At 77.1% G+C, this 5,375-nt stretch carries 1 protein-coding gene; it reads right to left on the bottom strand.

The genetic code is table 11. The annotated features are described in order from the left end of the window. Positions 1–5,375, bottom strand: a 5,375-nt coding sequence (locus ACWDCZ_RS38520; protein ID WP_449818377.1) for an SDR family NAD(P)-dependent oxidoreductase, incomplete at both ends; no start/stop codon positions are given.

Raw genomic sequence — 5,375 nt, 5'->3', positions numbered from 1 at the left:
GGGAACCCTGACCCGGGAAGACGAACACCGACCGACCGCTCACCTCCGCCCGACCGGACACCAGCCCGGCCGTGGCCTCCCCCTCGGCCAGGGCCTTCAGGGCGGCGATGAGCGCGGCCCGGTCGGCGCCGACGGCCACGGCACGCTCGGTGAACCGGGTGCGCGCGGTGACGAGAGCCCGGGCGGTGGCGGCGAGGTCCGGCGCCGGCTGCCCCTCCGCGAAGGCCGCCAGCCGCGCGGCCTGCTGACGCAGCGCCGCCTCCGACGCGGCCGAGACCACCCAGGGGACCACGTTCTCCCCTGCGTCGGCGGGCGTTGCGGCTCCGTCGATGGGCTCGGCGGCACCGGCCGGCTCCGCCTGCTCCAGGATCACGTGCGCGTTCGTCCCGCTCACGCCGAACGCCGAGACGCCGGCCCGGCGCGGGCGGTCGGCCGCCGGCCAGGCCCGCTGCTCGGTGAGCAGGGCGATGCCGCCCGAGGACCAGTCGATGTGCGAGGAGGGCGCGTCGATGTGGAGGGTCTGCGGCAGTACGCCGTGGCGCAGCGCCTCGACCATCTTGATCACGCCCGCCGCACCGGCGGCGGCCTGGGTGTGGCCGATGTTGGACTTCACCGACCCGAGCCAGAGCGGCTGTTCGGCCGGACGGTCCTTGCCGTAGGTGGCGAGCAGGGCGTGGGCCTCGATCGGGTCGCCGAGCGGGGTGCCGGTGCCGTGCGCCTCGACGGCGTCGACGTCGGCGGCCGTCAGCCTGGCGTTGGCGAGCGCTGCCCGGATGACCCGTTCCTGCGAGGGACCGTTCGGGGCGGTCAGACCGTTGGACGCACCGTCCTGGTTGACGGCCGAACCCCGGACCACGGCCAGCACCTCGTGCCCCAACCGCCGGGCGTCGGAGAGCCGTTCGAGCAGCAGCAGGCCCACGCCCTCGGACATCCCGAACCCGTCGGCGGCGTCGGCGAAGGCCTTGCTCCGGCCGTCGGCGGCGAGGCCGCGCTGCCGGGAGAAGCCGACCAGGCCTTCGAGCGTGGACATCACCGAGGCGCCGCCGGCCAGGGCCAGCGTGCACTCCCCGGCGCGGAGCGCCTGGGCGGCGAGGTGCAGGGCGACCAGGGAGGAGGAGCAGGCGGTGTCGACGGTGATCGCGGGTCCCTCCAGGCCGAGGGCGTAGGAGAGGCGGCCGGAGAGCACGCTGCCCGCGTTGCCGGTGACCAGGTAGCCCTCGTCGGCGGCGCCGCCGGTGCCCTGGGTGCCGTAGTCCTGGCCGTGGGTGCCGATGAAGACGCCGGTCGGGGTGGCGCGCAGGGCGGTGGGGTCGAGTCCGGCGCGCTCCAGGGTCTCCCAGGCGACTTCGAGCAGCAGGCGCTGCTGCGGGTCCATCGCCAGGGCCTCGCGCGGGTTGATGCCGAAGAAGGCGGCGTCGAAGTCGGCGATGCCGGGCAGGAATCCGCCGCCGCGCACGTAGGTGCGGCCGGGGGCGTCGGGGTCGGGGTCGTAGCTGCCGTCGAGGTCCCAGCCCCGGTCGGCGGGCAGGCCCGTGACGGCGTCGCCGCCGGCGGCGACGAAGCGCCAGAGGTCCTCGCCGGAGTCGAGGCCGCCGGGGAAGCGGCAGCCGACGGCGACGATCGCGATCGGGTCGTCCTCGGTCCCGGCGGCCTGTGCCACGGGGGCGGCGGGGGCGGCGGGGGCCGGTTCCTCGCCGACGAGTTCGGTCGCGAGGTGGGCGGCGAGGGCCTTGGGCGTCGGGTAGTTGAACACCAGGGTGGCGGGCAGGCGCAGGCCGGTGGCGGTGCCGAGGGCGTTGCGGAGTTCGACGGCGGTGAGCGAGTCGATGCCGAGTTCCTTGAACGCCTTGTCGACGTCCAGTGCCGTGGCCGAGCCGTGGCCGAGGACGGCGGCGGCGGTGTCGCGGACGAGGGCGGTCAGCAGTTCGTCGCGGTCGGCGGCGGAGAGTCCGGCGAGCCGCCGGGCGAGGGTGCCGGCGCCGTCCGCGGCGGTGCGGGCGGCGGCCCGGCGCAGGGCGCGGGGTGCGCGGGCGGCGGGTGCCAGGTCGCGCAGCAGCGGCGGGAGGTCCTCGGTCCGGACGCCGGTGACGTCGAGCCTGATCGGCACCACGGCCGCGGGCTCGCCGGTGAGCGCGGCGTCCAGGAGGGCGAGGCCCTGGTCGGCGGAGAGGGGGCGGGTGCCGACCCGGGCCATCCTGGCGAGGTCGGTGTCGCTCAGGCGGCCGCCCATGCCGGCGGCCTCGGCCCACAGGCCCCAGGCGAGCGACACGGCGGGCAGTCCGAGCGAGCGCCGGTGGGCGGCCAGGCCGTCGAGGAAGGCGTTGCCGGCCGCGTAGTTGCCCTGGCCGGAGCCGCCGAGGACGCCGGAGGCGGAGGAGTAGAGCGCGAAGGCGGCCAGGTCGAGGCCGGCGGTGAGCTCGTGCAGGTGCCAGGCGGCGTCGACCTTCGGGCGCAGCACGCTGTGCCACTTGGCGGCGTCGAGCGCTTCGATGACGCCGTCGTCGACGATCCCGGCGACGTGGACGACGCCGGTCAGCCGGTCGGCGAGGGTGTCGACGACGGCGGCCAGCGCGGTGCGGTCGGCGGTGTCGACGGCCTCGGCGCGGACCAGGGTGCCGTGCGCGGCGAGTTCTTCGAGCAGGTCGGCGGGTACGGCGGAGCGGGAGAGGAGCACGAGTTCCGCGACGCGGTGGACCGCCGCGAGGTGACGGGCCACCAGGCGGCCCAGGCCGCCGTTGGCGCCGGTGACCAGGACGGTGCCGCCGGCCAGCGGGGACGGCGCGTCCTGCGCGGGGGCCGGCGGGGCGGCCGGGCGGCGCAGGCGGGCGACCAGCCGTCGCCCGTCGCGCAGCGCCAGCTGCGGTTCGTCGTCCGGTGCGGCGGCCACCGCCCGGGCGGCGTCGGCCGGGTCGTCGGCCTCGACGAGGACGAAGCGGCCGGGGTTCTCCGACTGGGCGGTGCGCACCAGGCCCCGGACGGGTTCCTGGACGAGTTCGCCGCGCCGGGTGACGACGACGAGCCGGGAGTCGGCCGTCCGGTCGTCGGCCAGCCAGGCCTGGAGCGCCCGCAGGACGTCGTGGCCGACGGCGTGGGCGCGCTCGGGCACGGTGTCGGAGGGCGCGCCCACACCGGCGGGCAGGACCACGAGGGGCGGCAGGGCGCCGTCCTCGGGCAGGTCGCCGTAAAAGGTCCAGTCGGCGGGCGCGTCGGCGGGCGCGTCGGCGGCCTCGGGTGCGGGGACCCAGTCGACCTCGAACAGGGCCGCGTCGTCCGCCGGACCGGCGGTGAGGCCGCGCGGATCCACCGGCCGCACGGTGAGGGCCTCGACGTCCACGACGGGGGCGCCGGTGTCGTCGGCGGCCCGGATGGTGAGGGTGTCGGGGCCGACGGGGGTGACGACCACGCGCAGCGCCTCGGCGCCGGTGGCGTGCAGGCGCACGCCGGCCCAGGAGAAGGCGAGCCTGGGCACGTCGGCGCCGGGGAGGAGGCCGGCCTCGCCGAGCGGGTGGAGGGCGGCGTCCAGCAGGGCGGGGTGCAGGCCGTAAGCGGCGGTGTCGGTGGTGGTGTCGGGGAGGCGGAGCTGGGCGTAGAGGCGGCCGTCGGCGAGCCAGGCGGCCTCGACGGCGTGGAACGCGGGGCCGTAGGCGACGGTGAGCCGGTCGTAGAGGCCGTCGGTGTCGAGCGGGCGGGCTCCGGCGGGCGGCCAGACCGTCAGGTCGTCGGCGGTGGCGGGCTCCGGGCCCTCGGGGGCGAGCGTTCCGGTGGCGTTGGCGTGCCACGGCAGGCCGGGGCCGGTGCGGGTGAGCAGCCGGACGGGGCGGTGGCCGTCCTCGGCCTCGCCGACGTGGACCTGGAGGTCGAGGCCGCCGCCGTCCGGGACGACGAGCGGGGCGGAGACGGTCAGTTCCTCGACCGTGGGCGTGCCGAGCCGGTGGCCGACGTGGGCGAGGGCGTCGAGCAGCGCGGTGCCGGGCAGCAGCGTCGCGCCGCCGACCCGGTGGTCGGCCAGCCAGGGCAGGGTGCGTTCGGTGATCCGGCCGGTGAAGACGGCGCCTTCCTCGGTGCCGAGCAGCAGTTCGGTCTCCAGCAGCGGGTGGCCGGCCTTGTCCAGGCCGACGGCGGCGAGGTCGCCGGCGGAGCGGCCCGGCCGGAGCCAGTAGCGCTGGTGCTGGAAGGGGTAGGTGGGCAGTTCGGAGGGGCGGACGGTGCCGGCTCCGGCGTGGGCCGTGGACCAGTCCACGGGCAGGCCGCGGACGTGGAGTTCGGCGGCGGCGAGCAGGACGCGGTCCCAGCCGCCGTCCTCACGGCGCAGCGTGCCGGTGACGACGGTCGGCGCCTGGACGGCCTCCTCCAGGGCCTCGACGACCGCGTGGGCGAGCACGGGGTGGGCGCTGACCTCGACGAAGGCCCGGAAACCGTCACCGGCCAGGGTCTCGACGGCCTCGGCGAAGCGGACCGTCTGCCGCAGGTTGCGATACCAGTACCCCGCGTCCAGCTCCGGACCCTCCAGCCAGCGGCCCTCGACCGTCGACAGGAACGGGACGACGGCCGGCTGCGGCTTCACCGCGCCGAGCAGCTCGGCGAGTTCGGCCTCGATGGACTCCACGTGGGCGGTGTGGGAGGCGTAGTCGACGGGGATCCGGCGCACCCGGGCGCCGCGCTCCTCGAAGGCGGCCACCACGGTGTCGAGGCCGGCCGGGTCACCGGCGACGACGACCGAGGAGGGGCCGTTGACCGCGGCGACCTCGACCCCGGCGGGGAGCCGGTCGGCCACCTCGGCGAGCGGCAGCCCGATCGACACCATGCCGCCGCGTCCGGCCAGACCACGGGCGATGGCCTGCGACCGCAGCGCCACCACAGCGGCGGCGTCGTCCAGCGAGAGGATCCCGGCGACATGCGCCGCCGCGATCTCCCCCTGCGAGTGGCCCACCACCGCGTCCGGAACGACACCCAGTGAGGACCACAGCCGCGCCAACGCGACGTTCACCGCGAACGACACCGGCTGCACCACATCCACCCGCTCCAGCGAGGCGGCACCCGGCACCTGGTTCACCACATCCAGCAACGACCAGTCGACATAGGGCTCCAGCGCCTCCGCGGCCTCCTCCAGAGCCCGCGCGAACACCGCGGACTCGGCGAGCAGCCGACGCCCCATCCCGGCCCACTGGGAACCCTGGCCCGGGAAGACGAACACCGACCGACCGCTCACCTCCGCCCGACCGGACACCAGCCCGGCCGCGGCCTCCCCCTCGGCCAGGGCCCGCAGCCCGCTCAGCGCCCGCGCCCGGTCGGCGGCGACCACGACGGCCCGCCGTTCCAGCGCGGCCCGGGAGCCGGCGAGCGCGCGGGCGACGGCCGGCGCCTCGGCGAGGGGC

Source organism: Kitasatospora sp. NPDC001225 (genome assembly GCF_053597855.1).
Note: the sequence above shows the minus strand (reverse complement) of the source record. Positions and strands in the feature narration are given on the sequence as shown.